This window comes from Alteromonas sp. H02, assembly GCF_059682525.1.
Window position 1 is genome coordinate 852,521 of record NZ_CM185021.1, and the last position, 17,688, is coordinate 870,208.

The 17,688-nt window shown below is 49.8% G+C and carries 17 protein-coding genes; 9 read left to right on the forward strand and 8 right to left on the reverse strand.

Going from position 1 to position 17,688, the window contains the following annotated elements:
• The first annotated feature begins 2 nt into the window (after window positions 1-2).
• Window positions 3-728, forward strand: coding sequence for a ligase-associated DNA damage response endonuclease PdeM (gene pdeM / locus AC566Q_RS03860; protein WP_499613895.1), 726 nt, complete (start codon window positions 3-5; stop codon window positions 726-728).
• A 1-nt stretch (window position 729) separates the two neighbouring features.
• Here pdeM and AC566Q_RS03865 read toward each other — a convergent pair whose 3' ends face one another.
• The 3 genes from AC566Q_RS03865 to folM all read right to left on the reverse strand — a co-directional run bounded on the left by AC566Q_RS03865 (window position 730) and on the right by folM (window position 3,458).
• Window positions 730-1,623, reverse strand: a complete 894-nt coding sequence (locus tag AC566Q_RS03865) for a carbon-nitrogen hydrolase (RefSeq protein WP_499613898.1) — start codon at window positions 1,621-1,623, stop codon at window positions 730-732.
• On the reverse strand, window positions 1,616-2,665 hold the full coding sequence (locus AC566Q_RS03870; protein WP_499613901.1) for an agmatine deiminase family protein: 1,050 nt from the start codon (window positions 2,663-2,665) through the stop codon (window positions 1,616-1,618). The genes AC566Q_RS03865 and AC566Q_RS03870 overlap by 8 nt, the downstream gene beginning before the upstream one ends.
• 82 nt (window positions 2,666-2,747) lie before the next feature.
• Window positions 2,748-3,458, reverse strand: coding sequence for a dihydromonapterin reductase (folM, locus tag AC566Q_RS03875; protein ID WP_499613904.1), 711 nt, complete (start codon window positions 3,456-3,458; stop codon window positions 2,748-2,750).
• Window positions 3,459-3,602: 144 nt separating this feature from the next.
• Between folM and folE the strand changes: the two genes are divergently transcribed.
• Window positions 3,603-4,289, forward strand: coding sequence for a GTP cyclohydrolase I FolE (gene folE / locus AC566Q_RS03880; RefSeq protein ID WP_499613907.1), 687 nt, complete (start codon window positions 3,603-3,605; stop codon window positions 4,287-4,289).
• Window positions 4,290-4,358: 69 nt separating this feature from the next.
• Here the strand turns inward: folE and AC566Q_RS03885 are convergent, their stop codons facing one another.
• Window positions 4,359-4,562 carry a hypothetical protein gene (locus AC566Q_RS03885; RefSeq protein WP_499613909.1) on the reverse strand — a complete coding sequence of 68 codons (204 nt, stop codon included), beginning with the start codon at window positions 4,560-4,562 and terminating at the stop codon, window positions 4,359-4,361.
• 300 nt (window positions 4,563-4,862) lie between these two features.
• Window positions 4,863-6,812, reverse strand: coding sequence for an alpha-amylase family protein (locus AC566Q_RS03890; RefSeq protein ID WP_499613912.1), 1,950 nt, complete (start codon window positions 6,810-6,812; stop codon window positions 4,863-4,865).
• Window positions 6,813-7,209: 397 nt separating this feature from the next.
• On the opposite strand from AC566Q_RS03890, the gene AC566Q_RS03895 reads away from it, so the two are divergent.
• Window positions 7,210-8,094 carry an ROK family protein gene (locus AC566Q_RS03895; protein WP_499613915.1) on the forward strand — a complete coding sequence of 295 codons (885 nt, stop codon included), beginning with the start codon at window positions 7,210-7,212 and terminating at the stop codon, window positions 8,092-8,094.
• On the opposite strand, the gene gloA2 is transcribed toward AC566Q_RS03895, so the two are convergent.
• Window positions 8,091-8,474, reverse strand: coding sequence for an SMU1112c/YaeR family gloxylase I-like metalloprotein (gene gloA2, locus AC566Q_RS03900; protein ID WP_499613918.1), 384 nt, complete (start codon window positions 8,472-8,474; stop codon window positions 8,091-8,093). The two genes, AC566Q_RS03895 and gloA2, sit on opposite strands and share 4 nt — an antisense overlap.
• 1 nt (window position 8,475) lies before the next feature.
• Window positions 8,476-9,420, reverse strand: coding sequence for an aldo/keto reductase (locus tag AC566Q_RS03905; protein WP_499613921.1), 945 nt, complete (start codon window positions 9,418-9,420; stop codon window positions 8,476-8,478).
• A gap of 114 nt (window positions 9,421-9,534) precedes the next feature.
• Between AC566Q_RS03905 and AC566Q_RS03910 the strand changes: the two genes are divergently transcribed.
• The 3 genes from AC566Q_RS03910 to AC566Q_RS03920 all read left to right on the forward strand — a co-directional run bounded on the left by AC566Q_RS03910 (window position 9,535) and on the right by AC566Q_RS03920 (window position 13,092).
• Window positions 9,535-10,065: a lipocalin family protein gene (locus tag AC566Q_RS03910; protein WP_499613924.1), complete on the forward strand. Its 531-nt coding sequence runs from the start codon at window positions 9,535-9,537 to the stop codon at window positions 10,063-10,065.
• Between the two features lie 73 nt (window positions 10,066-10,138).
• On the forward strand, window positions 10,139-10,696 hold the full coding sequence (locus AC566Q_RS03915; RefSeq protein ID WP_499613926.1) for a PhnA domain-containing protein: 558 nt from the start codon (window positions 10,139-10,141) through the stop codon (window positions 10,694-10,696).
• A 386-nt stretch (window positions 10,697-11,082) separates the two neighbouring features.
• Window positions 11,083-13,092, forward strand: coding sequence for a GAF domain-containing hybrid sensor histidine kinase/response regulator (locus AC566Q_RS03920; protein ID WP_499613929.1), 2,010 nt, complete (start codon window positions 11,083-11,085; stop codon window positions 13,090-13,092).
• 15 nt (window positions 13,093-13,107) lie between these two features.
• Here AC566Q_RS03920 and AC566Q_RS03925 read toward each other — a convergent pair whose 3' ends face one another.
• The gene (locus AC566Q_RS03925; protein WP_499613932.1) at window positions 13,108-14,277 is read right to left on the reverse strand and encodes a sialidase family protein; all 1,170 of its coding nucleotides are present in this window, start codon (window positions 14,275-14,277) and stop codon (window positions 13,108-13,110) included.
• Window positions 14,278-14,523: 246 nt separating this feature from the next.
• Here AC566Q_RS03925 and AC566Q_RS03930 point away from each other — a divergent pair, with 246 nt between their 5' ends.
• The 3 genes from AC566Q_RS03930 to dbpA all read left to right on the forward strand — a co-directional run bounded on the left by AC566Q_RS03930 (window position 14,524) and on the right by dbpA (window position 17,687).
• Window positions 14,524-15,084 carry a DUF7010 family protein gene (locus AC566Q_RS03930; protein ID WP_499613935.1) on the forward strand — a complete coding sequence of 187 codons (561 nt, stop codon included), beginning with the start codon at window positions 14,524-14,526 and terminating at the stop codon, window positions 15,082-15,084.
• Window positions 15,085-15,274: 190 nt separating this feature from the next.
• Window positions 15,275-16,306: a dihydroorotase gene (pyrC, locus tag AC566Q_RS03935; RefSeq protein ID WP_499613939.1), complete on the forward strand. Its 1,032-nt coding sequence runs from the start codon at window positions 15,275-15,277 to the stop codon at window positions 16,304-16,306.
• Window positions 16,307-16,313: 7 nt separating this feature from the next.
• Window positions 16,314-17,687: an ATP-dependent RNA helicase DbpA gene (dbpA, locus tag AC566Q_RS03940; RefSeq protein WP_499613942.1), complete on the forward strand. Its 1,374-nt coding sequence runs from the start codon at window positions 16,314-16,316 to the stop codon at window positions 17,685-17,687.
• Window position 17,688 lies beyond the last annotated feature (1 nt).

Below are 17,688 nucleotides of genomic sequence, written 5' to 3' on the forward strand. Positions count from 1 at the left end.
ACATGCTCTCAACTCCTCAGTTACAACAGTTAATCGATACGAAACAGGTATTCCCCATCCGATTCGGTGGCAGCCTATGGCTACTCGATAGCCGCGCGGCGCTGTACTGGCCAGAACAGGACTGTCTGCTACTGGCCGACCTGCATTTCGAAAAAGGCAGTTACCTTTCCCAATATGCCTCGCCGGTGCCGCGCTATGATTCCCGTGCAACGTTGAGAAGCATTGCGGCTCTGCTGGCTTGCTATCAACCAAACCGGGTGCTCTGCCTGGGCGATAGTTTCCATGATGTCCATGCATTTGACCGCTTTTTAGCCGAAGATGTAGCGCAACTTAAGACGTTAGTGCTGAGTGTGAAGGAATGGATCTGGCTGGAAGGGAACCATGATCCTCAGGTACCTGAAGCGCTTGACGGTTTGCGTGCTGAGAGTTATCCACTACACACTCAGCAGGGCAGCGTGATCCATTGCCGGCATATTCCACAGGATAACGACGGCTTGCAGATTGTCGGTCACTTCCATCCCAAAGCCCGGTTTGCTTCAGGCAAGCGGCGTTTTCGCGGAAAAAGCCTGGTGGTTACTGACAAACTGATGCTGATGCCGGCACTCGGTCAGTATACCGGTGGGTTGAATATAGAGGATGAAGTACTAACGGCACTGGCGCCTAAATCGCAACGCCAGTGCTATGTATTATGTGAACAGCGTGTTATTGCGCTGCCTGGGGGAAACTAGGCTAGTCGCGCCAGCGCTTAACCAGATCGTCGTAGGCGTCGATGCGGCGGTCACGGAAGTAAGGCCAGATCCGCTTGACCTGTTCGGTGCGGGTCATATCCAGATCAACCAGTAAGGTTTCTTCCTTATCGCTGCTGGCCTGGGCAAGGATCTCACCCTGTGGACCGGCAACAAAGCTCTGCCCCCAAAACTGAATACCCGGATCGCCCTCGGTAGGCGATGTTTCAAAGCCAGTGCGGTTAGCCACGATTACCGGTACCGAATTGGCTACTGCATGGGCCCGCTGAATGGTGTGCCAGGCATCATGCTGACGCTTGCGCTCATCATCGGTGTCGGTCATATCCCATCCAATTGCGGTGGGGTAAAACAGAATTTCAGCGCCGGCCATGGCCATCAGGCGGGCGGCTTCCGGATACCATTGATCCCAGCACACCAATACGCCCAGCTTACCCACACTGGTTTTAATCGGCTCAAACCCCATATCGCCTGGCGTAAAATAAAACTTTTCGTAAAAGCCCGGGTCATCCGGGATGTGCATCTTGCGATATTTCCCGGCGATCTCACGGCTGCGGTCGAACACCACGGCGGTGTTGTGATAAAGCCCTGAACCGCGTTTCTCAAACAATGAGGTTACCAGCACGATATTGTGCTGCTCGGCGATTTTGCCAAAAAAGTCGGTTGCCGGGCCGGGAATAGGTTCGGCCAGGTCAAAGGCATCGGTATCTTCGTTCTGGCAGAAGTACAAGGTGCTGTGCAGCTCTTGCAGTAAAATCAGCTCGGCGCCTTGTGCAGCCAGCTCGGCAATTCGGGCCGCGCTTTTATTCCAGTTGGTGGCTTTATCGTTGTCGGCGACAGACTGTTGTACCAGTCCAACCTTTAAAGTGCGCTCAGACATAACGGGTCACTCCTGAGTTTAATTGGTGAATGACATCGGTTTTTAAGGTGTTACAGGGTACCTGCATGGAAATGCAGTGCAGGCTGCCAAACTGTTGAACCAGAGTGGCACAATTAACCGGCACAATTTCGTGATGCGGGAAAGCCTGCTGCATCACCGCTACTGCCTCACTGTCTTCAGGCTGACCGTAAACCGGTAATAAAACGGTATGATTACAAATTAGATAATTAGCATAAGATGCCGGTAACCTGTCGCCTTCGTCGTTAAACATGGCAGGTAAGGGCAATAAATAGCGGGTATGATCAGGCAAGGCTTCCGCGCATTCCTGTACCAGCGCAGATAAGCCCTGATAATGGCTGTCTTCGGGGCGATTGTCGGCCGCCTGGATCACCAGGCCGCTGGTGGGCGTGAAACGCACCAGCGTGTCGATGTGACCATCAGTATCGTCGCCTTCCAGGTGCCCGTGGGAAAATATCGACAGCTGTGTACAACCCAGATAAGCGGTAAATTCCTCACGGTAAGCGTCGCCGCCCATGTTACCGTTACGGGCTGGGTTATAAAGGCAGGAGGCGGTGGATAACAGGTGACCGTTATCGTCTATTTCTAACGCGCCACCTTCAGCTACAATCGCCGACGTACGCAGCTTTTCGCGGCACAAAGGTGCCAGATAGTGCTGATTAACCAGATTGTCCTTGCTGGCGTCAAACTTATTACCCCAACCATTAAAGGTAAATTCTACCGGGTAGGGGCTTTCAGGGTTGCCGCAGCTTAAAAAAGCAAAATCTCGAGCCCAGGTATCGTTGTAATCTGCTTTGATTAGCATGACCCGGGCATCGGCTGCCAGTCGGCTTTCCACATCGTCCATATCTTCTTCACGGCACAACAATAGTACGCCGGCCTGATTGGCGTTGATAATGCGAATAACAGACATATAAGTTTGACGAGCATCTTCCAGCCACGGCGCCCAGTCAGTGTCCTGATGAGGCCAGGCAAGAATAACCGCTTCGCTGGCTTTCCATTCTGGAATAAGTGAGGTGGTCACAGTGTTTCCTGATTAAGTGATTGACGGGGCAATTATACGCTGTCGGCCCTTATGGGCCAACAACTTAGGCGCAGGATGTTGGCTACTTTAAGTTTCTGCCGCCATTTAAATGTAAGGTCTGACCGGTGACATATTCAGCGGTGAGCAGATAGTTTACCGCTTTGACCGCTTCCTGCGCGCCGGGAACAAGACCCAACAGGTTTTTGTTGAGGGCCTTCTCGCGATATTCCTGAGTGTCGTCGTCGTTAAACATCACCAGTGACGGCGCAATGCTATTTACCTTTACGTACGGCGCATAAACCCGGGCAAACGACAGAGTAAGATTATGCAGCGCAGCTTTGCTCGCTGCATAAGCAATATGGTTTTCGCTGCCGGTGTCCTGCACATAGTCTGTCATGTGGATGATGTCTGCCAGCGTACCGTTTTCAGACTGCAAAGCGTCTTTCAGGGCAAGGTTTAGTTGATAAGGTGCATTGGCATGTACCATCATCATGTCATGCATCAAATCGCCGGGCGCGGTTTCAGGATTTTCCGGCACCCAGTCAGACGCGTTGTGGATTATGCCGCGTAACTTTGGCGCAGTGCGTTTTATTTCTTCTATTGCTCGCGAAATACCCGCCTGAGTGCTAAAATCCGCCTCCAACACCATTGCACCGGCATTTTTCAGTTCGTCAACAGACGGCTTGTGTCGTCGGTATGTGATGATAACCGGTTGGTCGTTGGCCAGCAGATCCTGCGCAATTGCTAGTCCGAGACGCTGACTTCCACCGGTGATGAGTATAGGTAAAGACAAAAAAATACCTCCGATAATTTTGGTACTAATTACGACTTTACACGGATTGCAGATCGTTTTAATGACAAATTAACAGGTTATTTTAATCCTAATCTGCGGTCTGGTTAGTATAAGCAGGGTTAGTCGTTGTTACGGAATGAGTGAATGTTAGAAAAAGAAGCGGTAGTTGTGCGCGATGCGGTAAAACTGGGTATATCCAAAGAGGCATTGCTGGTGCATGAAGCACTGGTAGCAAAAGGCTTGGAAACACCTATGTTAGAAAATGGTCTGAGCGACGAAGCGAAGCGCCAGCGGATAGAGCACGCCATGCGGGACGTGATGGAAACGCTCGGCCTGGATTTGTCTGATGACAGCCTGTCGGAGACGCCAGAGCGCATCGCTAAAATGTATGTTGATGAAATATTTTCCGGCCTGGATTATCGTAAGTTCCCTAAGATCACCCAGATCGAAAACAAGATGCAGGTGGGTCAGCCGGTTCAGGTAAGTGATATCAGCCTTACCAGCACCTGTGAACACCATTTTGTCACTATCGATGGGACAGCCACGGTCGCCTACATTCCAAAGGATACCGTGATTGGTTTGTCCAAAATTAATCGTCTGGTAGGATTTTTTGCCCAACGGCCCCAGGTGCAGGAACGCCTGACTCAGCAAGTACTGGTGGCCTTGCAGGCACTAACCGGCACTGAAGATGTGGCGGTAGTAATTAACGCCACGCATTACTGTGTAAAGGCGAGAGGCATACGCGATAGCCTTTCTTACACTAAAACATCGGCATTGGGCGGTCAATTTCTGACTGATATGCAGTTGCGTCGGGAGTTCTTCAGCGGCTAGTCACATAAGACTGAATTAAAAACAAAAAGGGGACGCTGTTACAGCATCCCCTTTTTTGATTTTTGATACTTACTTCGCGCTGTCTTCCTGCTCTGAAACGATAAGATTGATTTGATCGTTAATACCATTGGCAGCAATGATCTCGAGCTTTTGCTGACAATGCTGACACGCATCAGATTGTTCCTTATACATGTCTATAACAGTTTCTCTGGCTATGGCATTAATATATCCACAGCGAGGACAGCGGTATTCTAAATAAGCCTGGCTTAGCATTTTCCGTTTGCTCCTTGTTTTAGCGAAACAGCGATTCCTTCTTAAACAACCAATAGCTGATTGCCCTGTTTCTTACTGTACCTGGGTATATAGGTGATACCCGACGACTCATTATCTCAGTAATGAGCTCATTAATGTGAGCCGCAACATCACATAACCTAAGTATAGCAGTTATGTGAAAAGTCACCGGCGAATCGGCAATTTAACTGGTGATAATTACTGTGTAATGGGCGGGATCGATCAGTACGAGGCAGAAAATAGCTGAAGAGGAGGCGCGGTGCCTCCCTTTTTCTGCTCTTTTTAGCCAAGTAACCAGCATTGTTGGTAAGGCGCCAGGTGAATATCTGAGGACCTATCGATACTATTGTTGCTAAGCAAATCTGTTGCGGGTTTACCAGCAAAAACTTCCAGAACGTTGCTTTGTAGAGTTTGTGGGTGTTCACTGAAGTTACACAGAACCAACAATTTCTGTCCCTCGTCCGCCACCCGGCAGTACACAAAGCAATGTTGATTGAAGGTTTGTAAAATATGGGTGCGGGCCCGACCAAAAACGGCGTGTTCTTTACGCAAATTAATAAGTTGTTTCAGACCGGCAAAAATCGCTTTTTGGGTTTTTCTTTCGAGCGAATCAGTGGTTGCCGGCGGCGCTTCAATGTCGCTGATTAGTGCTGAAGTAACGGCAATTCTGTTTACCCAACGATCATCATGGGCTTTGGCGGGGTCGTCCCGGTAACTGTAGTCATTAAGTAATCCCATCTCATCACCGGAATAAAGCAATGGAATGCCACCGATACTCATAATTACTCCGTGCACCAGCATAATGCGGCGCATGGCGGTGTCGATGGCCTGTTGATCCTTGGCTTGTAATGCACCTTCCAAACCGCATAACGAAGCCAGCGAGCCGCATACACGACAATCACCGTTTGATGGATTTTCTGCAAACGGCACACCGTCAGCATAGGAGCCCTCGAAGCGACCGGTAAAGAACTGATTCAGGAAATAGCGATGATCGTAGGGGTTAATGCCCAGTTGATGGGCCACGGCATCATCAAAAGTCCAGCCAATATCATCATGGCAACGCACATAGTTTACCCAACTGCAATCGTGATCAATGGCAAAGCTCTTTTGCATTGAGCTGGTGAGCAAGCGCGTCTTGCGCGTTGCCAGACTGTTCCAGATAAGAGCCATCAACAGTGGGTTATAGGAAAGCTGACACTCATCCTGGCGAATATACTTAAGGACTTCGTCGGGGTGAACTATGGCTTCCGACTTAAACACCACCGCCGGCGCTGTGATTTGCAGACAGCAGTTAAACGCCTGGATAAGTTTGTGTGCATTAGGCTGGTTTTCACAGTTGGTGCCCATCTGCTTCCAGATGAAAGCCAGCGCATCCAGGCGTAAGGCCGCGCAGCCAATGTTTGCCAGGAACAGCATTTCTTCAGTAATGGCGTTAAACACTGCCGGGTTACTGTAGTTCAGATCCCATTGAAAGCTGTTAAACGTCGTCCATACCCATTTGTGCATGGTCTCGTTCCAGGTAAAGCTGCCACGGCGAACCTGCGGAAAGATTTCTCGCAGGCTTTGTTCGTACTGGTCGGGGATGGTGCGGTCATCAAACAGATAATAGTAGTTTTGATAGTTTTCATCGCCGGCCAGGGCGGCTTTGGCCCAGCGGTGTTCGTCGGAGGTGTGGTTGAACACAAAATCCAGCACCAGATTAATCCCGGCTTCGCGTAACGCTTTGGACAGCGCCTCGAGCTCTTTCATGTTGCCCAGCACCGGGTTGACCTTGCGATAGTCAGACACAGCATAACCACCGTCGCTGTCACCTTCCGGCGAGGCATAAAGTGGCATAAGGTGCAGGTAAGTCAGCCCGAGTGACTTAAAATAAGGAATTTTGGCCTGCAGTTCGGTAAGGGTAGGGCCCATCAGATCAACATAGCATGCCATACCAACCTGATTTTCCTGCTGGTGCCACAGCTTGTCATCGCTGCTTCTGGCTTTATCCTGACGTTTTAGATCGGCCTTACGGTTTTTAAGCCCCATGGCCAGCGACAGAACCAACTGTGACAAATGATAATAACAGTCATATTGATGTCCGTAGACATCTACATAGCGGGTGAACAATTCGTGAAAATGGCTGGTAAGACGATTAGTGAAGAGCTTGAGATCGCGCTGTGATAAAAACGATAAGTCTAACCCTGCCAGTATTCTGTTCAGGCATTGTTCACTCGACGCCGCGTAATTCATCAGTATTCTCCAGCCAACTGACTTGCTTCAGGTGGTTTTACAAAAGTTTCACAAATTTATTTACAGCAAAACTAAGCTTTGCTAGTTTTAATCTTAAACGATTAAGTTAATTTATCAAGAAATTTACAAGTAAATGTTTATCGAAAGTCATGGTTTACTGGTAAAGACTTTATTTGATTACTAATTTCTTAATTTAAGCTAAAAGATTAAGTTTTTGCGTTTGTGTTATTTTTGTTAATTATCGGCTTCTGGGTTGTGCAGGCGAAATCTCTGCCCTGATACTTAACATTACAGCAAAAACAGCGGATATAAATTCAACCGCAACGATGTCATGATAATCCGTAGCATAATTGTGGGTTAATTGAACAACGCTTGCAGAACTTTGAGGCAATAGCAGATGGCGTTAACTGAACCTTATTACGCGGTGATTGAAGCCGGTGGTACCAAATTTAACTGTGCAGTGGTGACTCCAGGGCGGGATATCGTGGCGGAAATTCGTATTCCAACCACAACCCCCGAAGAGACCTTAGCTAAAACGGTTGCGTTTTTTCAGCAACAGCGTGAAGCCGGCTATGCTTTCACCCGGATGGGGATTGCCAGTTTTGGCCCCCTGGATCTGAATCCTGCCTCGGCTACCTATGGTTACATTACAAAAACACCCAAGCCAGACTGGAGCCATACTAATTTAGCTGGTCACCTGGCTGCTCAACTAGGATGTGAAGTGACCATTGATACCGATGTTAACGGTGCGGCACTGGGCGAATATCGCTGGGGTGCTGCTCAGAATACCAACGTGGCGGTATATGTAACGGTAGGCACCGGTGTGGGCGGCGGCGTGGTAATCAACGGCAAACCTTTGCACGGACTGGTACATCCGGAAATTGGCCATATGCTGGTAAAGCCTCCGTCTGGCATTCAGGGCGTGTGCCCCTTTCACCAAAACTGTGTGGAAGGATTAGCTTCAGGTACCGCGCTCGGTAAAATCTGGTCGCAGCCTTCTGATACTTTTGCTGATGACCACCCGGCCTGGGATGGTCTTAGTGAAGTATTGGGGGATATGTGCCATAACCTGATGGTGACGTTAAGTGCTGAAAAAATCATTCTGGGCGGCGGTGTAATGCAAAAACATGGCCTGGTTGAAAAAGTGATTGCGTCTGCCCGTGGCAAACTGAATGACTATATCGTTATGCCCGAAGGGATAAACCTGGAAGACATCGTTTGTTTACCAGGCCTGGACACCCGCTCCGGGCTGTGTGGTGCATTGGCGTTACTGGACAGCTAAATTTCGTAAAGTTCCAGTGGTAAGCCATCAGGATCGTTAAAGAATGTGAAGCGGCGTTGGGTGTAAGGATCTACCCTTACCGGTTCACATTCAATCTGATGTTCGCCCAGGTGTTGAATGGCTGCATCGATATCCGTGACTTTAAACGCCAGGTGTCTAAGCCCCTGAGCTTCTGGCCGGCTTGGTCTGGCTGGCGCGCCGGGAAAAGAGAACAGCTCAATCTGTGTGCCATCGGCTAACGCCAGGTCACATTTATAGGAGTCGCGCTCAGCCCGGTAATTCTCAGCCACTACCTGAAACCCCAGCACCTGTTGATAAAACGCTTTGGATGTAGGGTAATCACTACAAATGATGGCAACGTGGTGAATAGCGTTAAACATATCAGGGCACTTCCTGACCGCGGGCAGATTCGAACAGCTGATACCAGTGTTCACGGGATAGGGTTAGCGTTTCTGCTTCTGCGCAGGCCGCTATACGCTGCGGATTAGTGGTACCAATAACCGGTTGGATACCGGCCGGGTGGCGCATTAGCCAGCCCAACACAATCGCTTCTCTGCTCACGCCATAACTGGCGGCCAATTCGCTTACCAGTTTGCTGGTGGGGCAGGTTGCATCGCCATTGCCAGAATACTTGCCCTGTGCCAAAGGTGCCCAGGCTTGTAACTGCACGCCCTGTTGCTGACAATATTCCAGCGTACCCGGTGTATAACCGTTCTGGCTATTATGCGGACTGTTGGTGCAGATCCCTTCTTCTACCCAATCTCGGTAACCGAGGCTCATTTCCAACTGATTAGCAATTACCGGAAACGGCAGTAGCCTATTAAGGGCATCAATCTGATACCAGTGCATATTAGACACGCCCAGATAGCCAAATTTACCTTCCTGGTGTAATCGTGTGAGGCACTCGGCCACAGCGGGTAAATCGGCCAGTGGATCAGGGCGGTGCAGCAATAATACATCCAGATGCTCTATATTGAGTCTGCTCAGAACCCCCTCAAGCGAAGCTGAAATCCATTCTGGAGAAAAGTCGTAGCGCTTTGGCCCCTGATTGTCTTCAAAGCGGATCCCGCATTTAGACTGGATGATCATATTATCGCGCCAGTCCGGCTGATTGTTCAGCACGTCGGCAAAGACCTTTTCAGCGTTGCCATGAGTATAAATATCGGCGTGATCAAACACTGTAATACCAGACGATAACGCTTGTTCAACGGCTTTGCTTGCCAGGTTCAAATCGGCTTTGGTATAGGGTTGATGAGACCAGTTCCCGCCCAGCCCCATACAACCGAAGATAACTCTAGAAGCATGTGGAAATTGTGTTTTTAGCATAATGATTTTCGATTTTTTGCGTTGTTCACACCCTATCTTAAACCTTTAAGTGATACAAACATAGTTGACGCTCGTATTGAGGGCTGACATCAGTTTTCGTTACAAGGAATTATTATGTTTCGTTTTTTAATGGTCCTTTCCACGGTGTGGTTAGTGGTCGGGTGTACGTCGGTGCCAGAAGGCGTTAAACCGGTGCAGGGTTTTGAGGCCGATCGGTACCTGGGAACCTGGTACGAAATTGCCCGTTTTGACCATAGTTTCGAGCGTGGCCTTTCGCAAATTACGGCCAACTACTCAATGCGCGATGACGGTGGTATTCGTGTGCTTAACCGCGGCTACAACGCCGGGGAAGGTGAGTGGAATGAGGCTGAGGGTAAGGCTTATTTTGTGGAGGATGAGCAAACGGGGCATTTAAAGGTGTCTTTTTTCGGTCCGTTTTATGCAAGTTATGTAGTGGCTGAACTCGACAAGGAAAATTATCGCTATTCGCTGGTGACCGGCCCGGATAAGACATACCTGTGGATACTGGCGCGAACGCCGGAACTGCCACAAGATGTACTGGACAGTTTACTCGGTAAAGCAAAAGCGCTGGGGTTTGATACATCCAAACTTATCTGGGTTGAGCACAAGGATAGCTCAAGCTAAATGAATGTATTGCTTATTATAAAATGTCTGGCCTGTGCTATACTCGCGTTTTTTTTACTTTCGGGCATAGACCATGGCAAACGAACAAGCAGTATTTAAACGTGCAAATGACGCGTGTGAGGTATGTGGTAACAGTGAAGGGCTGAGCCTTTATATGGTGCCAGAATCACCCAACGACTCAGATAATTGCGCAATAGCAGTTTGTTCAACTTGTTTACCGCAGTTAAACGACGAGAGTGAGGTGGATGTGAATCACTGGCGCTGCCTGAATGATGCCATGTGGTCTCAGGTGCCGGCAGTGCAGGTGGTTTCATGGCGGATGTTAAAACAGCTGGAAAGCGAAACCTGGGCTCAGGATTTACTCGATATGTTGTACCTCGACGACGACACACTGGAATGGGCCAAAGCGGGGATTGACGACAGAGAACCCACGCTGGACAGCAACGGCGATGTGCTCAAAGCGGGGGATTCAGTACACCTGATCAAAGATCTCACCGTTAAAGGCGCCAATTTTACAGCCAAGCGTGGCACCCCGGTTCGTAATATCCGCCTGACTAACAACCCATTGCACATCGAAGGCAAAGTAAACGGCCAGACCATAGTAATCATAGCGGCTTATACGAAGAAGTAAAAACAGGCGTAGCCTGTTTTTACCCCGGAATCACCGTGAGGTGATATCCGGGGTCCCCCAGGGCATCCTTGTGAGTTGAGCGTAGCCTGTTTTTACCCCGGAATCACCGTGAGGTGATATCCGGGGTCCCCCAGGGCATCCTTGTGAGTTGAGCGTAGCCTGTTTTTACCCCGGAATCACCGTGAGGTGATATCCGGGGTCTCCCAGGGCATCCTTGTAAGTTGAGCGTAGCCTTTTTTTCCCGGAATCACCGTGAGGTGGTATCCGGGGTCTCCTGATGTGTGAATTCCGACCCTATTAAAACCCTGATTGCCCATAAAACGTTCAGCACCGTTTTGGTTTTTCTTGTAGAGTATCGGGTTAATACAGGGGCTAATCAGGTAAATATGGCAAATTCAGTCAATCCGTTACGGGCGTTTCATAATATTGTTGCAAATCAGGCAATATCTTTTGACGCTAAAGTCGGACAACTACTCGGCTTCGGCCGTGAGTTATTCGGGCTGGAGATTGGTATTGTCAGTAAAGTCGTTAACCAGACTTACCTTATTCTGTATGTCGAAAGTCCAATACCCGAGCTTACGCCCGGCATGACCTTTCCCCTGGAAGAAACCTATTGCATCCATACCCTCAAAGCGCAGCAGGCGACAGGCTTTCATCATGCCGGGAAATCAGAAATAGCCAGTCACCCTTGTTATCACACTCAGGGGCTTGAGGCGTATCTGGGCGCTCCGATACACCTGAACGATGAAGTATATGGCACGGTTAATTTTTCGTCTCCTGACCCTGTCGCGCCATTTCCCCCTGAGGCTTATGATTACGTAGAACTTATTGCCCAATGGCTGGGCGCAGAGATTGCGCGTAACGAAGCGATGGCAAGGTTAACAGCGCAGGCAGCTACGCTGGATAAACTGGAAAAGGTCGGCAAAATTGGCACTTGGTCTGTAGATCTGCTGAGCGGACATATTGATTGGAGCGACCAGACCAAGCTGATCCACGGTGTGGAAGATGACTATGTACCCTCTATTGAAGCTGCGCTGGCTTTTTATCCCGAAGGTGAGCAGCGCGAAAAGGTTCTGCAGGCAGTGACCAATGCTATTGAAAAAGGGCGGCCATGGAATATCGGGGCACAAATGATCACCGCTCAGGGCAAAGCGCGTTGGGTGGTGTCGAGGGGCGAAGTAGAAATGCAGGACGGGCAATGCATTAAACTATTCGGCACTTTTCAGGATGTTACCCTCAACGTTGAGCGGGCCAGAGAATTGCAGCTGGCAAAAGAAAAAGCCGAGCAGGCTACCAAAGCCAAAAGTGTTTTTCTGGCCAATATGAGTCATGAGATCCGCACACCTATGAACAGTATTCTGGGCACCTTACAGTTGTTATCCCAGGCCAGCCTGGAACCAACAATGCAAAACCTGGTCAGTAAAGCCGGGTATTCCGCTAAAACCCTGTTGACCATTGTTAATGATGTGCTCGACTATTCAAAAATAGAAGCCAATCAGCTGACGCTGGAAAATGCGCCTTTCTCAGCGCTTCAAATCAGTGAGTCGGTGATAAGCGATTTATTGCCAGAGGCTGAGGCAAGACAAATCTCCCTTTCTCTGGAGAGCGCGGATAATTTTACCGATGGTTGGGCAGGGGATGCCACAAGGATCCGCCAGATACTACTGAATCTGGTGTCGAATGCCGTTAAGTTTACTCACGAGGGCGGGGTCAGAGTGGAGTTGCTCTCTAGTCCTCCAACAGAAAAACCGTGGTTACAGCTTAACGTGTCGGACACCGGAATAGGCATGAGTGAGGATGTTCAGCAACTTATTTTCGAACGATTTGCGCAGGCTGATTCATCTACTACCCGTAAATATGGTGGTACCGGTTTAGGCATGTCAATCACTATCAGTCTGGTCAATCTGATGGGCGGAGACTTAAAGGTGAATAGTCAGCCCGGGTTAGGAACCCATATATCGGTGCAGTTACCGCTTAAACCTACGTCGCTTAGCACAGCGCCTGCTTCTCAGCAAGCCGCCGAACCGCCACAACTACGAGGGCGTCGGATCCTGGTTGCTGAAGATAATGACATTAACCAAATGGTACTGGCCTCGATGTTGGAGCCAACCGAGGCGGTAGTTGAATTTGTTACCAACGGGCGGGAAGCACTTGCCGCTGTTGGCAGGGCCAGTTTTGACCTGGTATTAATGGATATTCAGATGCCGGAAATGGATGGCATCGAAGCATTTAAACTGATCAATAAAAAACACAAAAATTTACCCATAGTTGCTCTTACGGCGAACGTATCGCCCCGCGATGTCGGTGCGTATTTAAACACGGGATTTACGTCGCATATTGGTAAACCCATCGATCTGCCATTGCTTTACAGCTGTTTAAGCCGGTTACTGGCTTAACACTGGCCTCAAGAGCTAAGGTGTTGCCGCCAGCGCCAGCCGGGTGACGGCAATGTCTTCCTTGTTAACGGCGTAACTCACCCAGAGCGCATCGTTCCAGACATAACTTTTCGGGTAGCTGTAACCCACTCGTTTATATTTGCCAGCAAAACGCATAGTCGGCAGTTGCTCCTGACCCCGCAGTACCATGGCTTGATCAAACTCCTCACCATTACGACTTAGCAGAATAACCAGCGGCAGCCGGGTTTTATTACCGGTAGGGTTATTTACAATAAAAGCGGTACCGTCGGGCAGATTGCCGGCACTTTGTTTTGCTCTGGAGTCGGGCACATTGGTGATTTGAACTGATGTCCAGCTGGCACCGTCATCTTTGCTTTCAGCGGCAAGTACTTTAAAACTGCCAGCCTGATCGCGAAAGGTCATTACAATTTCGCCGCCGGGTTTTTGATACCAGGAGGGTTCCAGCTCGCGGCTAATACTGCCTTTATGAGGCAGGTTACTGAATTTACCTGCGATCCAGCCAGAAATGGCCAGGGGGTCGTCGGTAAAGTAGGGTGTTGCAATGAGTCCCGGCTGGCGGTGAAAAGCGGTTAGAATGCGGCCCGACGGCAGGAGGGCTTTAAGGTCTTGTTCAATGATGCCGAGCAGCGGTTTACCGGTTGCATCCAGCACCGGTTCAAATGAAGACCAGTTCAGGCCGTCGCGACTTATGGCATATTCTGTATGCCCGGCTTTGGGCGACAGCTGTTTCGGCCACACGTTAACAAAAGCCACAAGCTGAGTGCCATCAGACCACCAACCGCCACTGGTCACAATGGCATCATCGCGGATTGCCGCCAGCGTGCGGGGAGTCTGCCATTGCCGGCCATCATCGCTGATACTGTAAAGGACATGCGTGTCCGGGCCGTCTTCATCGCGCCTGGAGGTTTGCCACTGGCAAAAAAGCTGACCATTAAAGTGAAAGAGTACTGCGCCGTGGTTATATTGTGCTTTGTTTTCGATGGCCTTAAAAACACGGTAGTGGCTAGCCTTTTCTGTTTGAGGGAGTGTGGCCAGTTGGTCATTATCCAGCGGGAGCAGACCCGGTTGCATGTGTAGGATGGACAGTGCAGCTTCTTCAGGCCCACTTGAACCCGGTGTCAGTGAAAGCCACACCATCAGGTAAATCAAAAACAGTGACCGCATAAGCATTCCGGTATTTAGCTCAGGTTGCTAAAAGTAGGCGGCCAGCGTCAGTGTTGCAATACCAGCACTGTGATGCCGCTTAAAAGTTTAATATATGAAACACGAATGTGGAAATCGCAGATTGGCAGTTAACTAGTCAGGACGATAAGGTAATCAAAGAACTGCCGGTGTTCTATACTTTCTTACATATTAGTCAGGCACTTACTATCAATAAACGTTATGCTGGCAGAAAATAAGGAGAACATTATGTCACCACATCGTAGCCTGGAGGAGCAGCGCGCTGAGTTTGCCAGCCGACGCCTTATTGCCACCCCTATTGCCGGATTAATCGCCTGGCTGATTATTGCTGTTGGCTCATTATTTTTGGGGCCGGTTGCGATCAGTTTACTGACATTCGCCGCCACCGGATCGATTGTCTACCTCGGGCTGTTTATCTCAAAACTTACCGGCGAAGACTTTATGGATAAATCGCGGCCCAAAAATACTTTTGATGCGCTGTTTATGTACTCGGTTGGCATGGCTGTATTGGTTTATGCCATTGCTATCCCATTCTTTATGGCTGATTACACTTCACTGCCATTAATCATCGGCGTGCTTACGGGGTTGATGTGGCTGCCTATCAGCTGGATCATTCAGCACTGGATAGGTGTAGCGCACGGTGTATTAAGAACGGTACTTGTGGTAGGGGCGTGGTATGTTTTTCCGGAGCAGCGTTTTCTGGCTGTCTCGCTGGTAATTATTGTGCTTTATATCGTTGCCATCGCTATTCTGGAAGTCAGGTGGCGCAACCTTCACCGTCAGGGTTGAGCAGGTAACTAGCAGACGACCTGAGCTGCTTTCGATGCGGCCTGAACGCCCGATAACCGGGTAAGCTGACGGTAACCGCTGCTTAGCGCAGGCGAAACTAACAGTTTTACCTTCAATTACACTATTGCCCGTTAAAGTTGCTATAATGCCCGACTGATCTTAACCATGCGTTTATTATTCGGGGCCTTCCATGCAGTCAATTACTATCCGCCAGCCAGACGACTGGCACCTCCATTTTCGCGATAATGAAATGTTAGCTGAAACCGTGCCGGCAACGGCCCGCTGCTTTGCCCGCGCAATTGTGATGCCAAACCTGGTGCCGCCGGTAACGAATGCATCGCTCGCCATGGCTTACAAAGAGCGGATCCTGGCAGCACGGCCTGAAGGGAGTCAGTTTGAGCCCTTAATGACGCTGTATCTGACTAACGAAACTACCCCTGCGGATATTACCGAAGCCAAAGCGGCCGGTGTTACGGCGTGTAAGCTCTATCCTGCAGGTGCAACAACCAACTCTGATGCGGCGGTTAAAGGTATCAATGCGCTGTATCCGGTGTTTGAACAAATGCAGAAAGACGGCATGTTACTGCTGGTGCATGGTGAAGTGACCGAAAATCATGTGGATATTTTCGACCGTGAAAAAGTATTTATTGACGAATACATGGTGAAGATCGTTAAGGATTTCCCGGCGCTGAAAGTGGTCTTCGAACACATCACCACGGCTGATGCAGCCGATTTTGTACTGGCCCATGGTGATAATGTTGGTGCTACCATTACGCCACAACATTTATTACTTAACCGCAATGATTTGCTGGTAGGCGGGGTTCGTCCGCACAATTACTGTTTACCGGTATTAAAACGTAATACTCACCAGGCGCGTTTGCGCGAGGTGGTTGCCGAAGGTTCGAAAAAATTCTTCTTAGGCACCGACTCTGCGCCGCATGCTAAGCATCGCAAAGAAAATGCCTGTGGCTGTGCGGGTTGTTACAGCGCGTGGAGTGCCATTGAACTCTACGCCGAAGTGTTCGAACAACTGGGCGCCATGGACAAGTTTGAAGACTTTGCCAGCAATAATGGCCCGGATTTCTACGGACTATCGCGCAACGAAGGTACCATTACTCTGGTGAAAGAAAGCTGGCAGGTACCTGAACTGGTCACTCTGGCCGATGGCACTGAAATGGTGCCGTTTTTTGCCGGACAAACCCTCAACTGGAAACTGGCTTAATTTATTTATGAGCGAACTGTTTAGCGACTACAATCTGCGCCCCGAACTCATCTCGGCAATTGCTCGTGCAGGCTATACTGCGCCTCGTCCTGTGCAGCAGGCGAGTATGCCGGCTATCCTGGCAGGGCGGGATGTGTTAGCCCAGGCTCAGACGGGCTCCGGCAAAACCCTGGCATTTGCAGTAGGTTGCTTGCAGCAACTCAACTTCAACAAAAACGCCATGCAGGCCATTGTGCTGTGCCCTACCCGGGAGTTAGCTGAGCAGGTGGCAGAGCAGTGTCGAGTGCTCGCCAAGGATATGCCCAATGCCAAAGTGCTGACGCTGTGTGGTGGCCAGCCCATGGGGCCGCAAATTAATTCGCTTCGGCATGGTTGCCATATTATTGTCGGCACGCCAGGGCGGGTAATGGACCACGTTCAGAAAAAACGCATCACGCTTAAACATTTAAAAGTACGCGTGTTCGACGAAGCCGACCGTATGCTGGATATGGGCTTTACCGACGACCTGGCGGTGATTTTTGCCGGTTTACGCGGGCCGGTGCAAACTTTATTCTTTTCAGCCACGTTTACCGAGGCAACCACGGCGTTGGCGCAGGCCTATTTAAGAGACCCGGAATCCATTAAAGTGGATTCTGAGCAGCGCGCTAACGTCAGTGAGCTGGTCTACACCGTGGAAGAAGGGCAGCGGTTTAATGCCTTAAAAGCTTTACTCACCACAGAGCAGCCAAACAGTGCCATGGTGTTCTGCCGAACTAAACGAACTACTCAGGAAGTTGCCGATATGCTGGCGCAGGAAGGGTTTGTCGTCGCAGCCATTCAGGGCGATATGGAACAGGTTGATCGCAACCGGGTGCTGATGCGCTTTGCCAGTGACTGCTTGAATGTGCTGGTGGCTACTGATGTGGCTGCCCGTGGTTTGGATATCGCGGGTGTGGATTGTGTGGTGAATTATGAAGTCAGCGAAAACCCGGATGCGCATATTCACCGCATCGGTCGCGCTGGCCGGGCCCAGCAGCCGGGTATGGCTTTTACGCTGATGAGTGAGAATGACGGCGCGGCGCTGGCGGCGATTGAAATTCACACTAAACAGGATTTAAAAAAGAAAGGCGCACAGAGTCTGCGTTTTCATGCCAATCGGATTATTGAGCCGGAGTTTGTCTGTCTGAATCTCAACGAAGGTAAGAAAGCGAAATTGCGACCCGGTGATATTCTGGGCGCGCTCACTAAAGATGCCGATGTACCGGGCGAGGACATTGGTAAAATTAAAGTGCAGGCCAACGAGAGTTTTGTGGCAGTTAAGCGGCGCAGCGTGAAGCGCGCATTAAAGCTATTTCGGGAAGGTAAAATCAAAGGTAAACGGGTTAGAGCGTTTAAACTGTAAG